The sequence below is a fragment of the Caulobacter sp. S45 genome (genome assembly GCF_009765965.1).
GTDB lineage: Bacteria > Pseudomonadota > Alphaproteobacteria > Caulobacterales > Caulobacteraceae > CAHJWH01.
In genome coordinates, this window is record NZ_LMUL01000010.1 from 193,415 (window position 1) to 193,690 (window position 276).

Here is a 276-nt window from a genome sequence, read left to right on the forward strand (position 1 = left end):
GCTCGCCCTGCTGGCCCGCTTCCAGCTCGACGTCCGCCAGGCCCGCAAGACCGAGCAGGCGGCCGAACCCGCGCCCAAGGGCCGCCGCCGCGCCATCTCCGACGACGACTGGTCCGACATCCGCCACCGCATCGAGGACGGCGAACTCACCGTCGAGGAGGCCGCCGAAGAACTGGAGGTCGACCCCGCCACCGTCCAGCGGCGGTTGAAGCAGGAGGCCTGACCTTCCCACCTTCGTCATGCTGAGGAGCGGCGCCAGCCGCGTCTCGAAGCACG

1 protein-coding gene is annotated in these 276 nt (G+C 71.7%); it reads left to right on the top strand.

Annotated features, from left to right (window positions below; all coding sequences use genetic code 11):
- Positions 1–223 (top strand): hypothetical protein (locus GSQ87_RS05310; protein ID WP_158914004.1); only part of this gene is annotated, 223 nt, incomplete at its 5' end.
- Between the last annotated feature and the right edge of the window lie 53 nt (positions 224–276).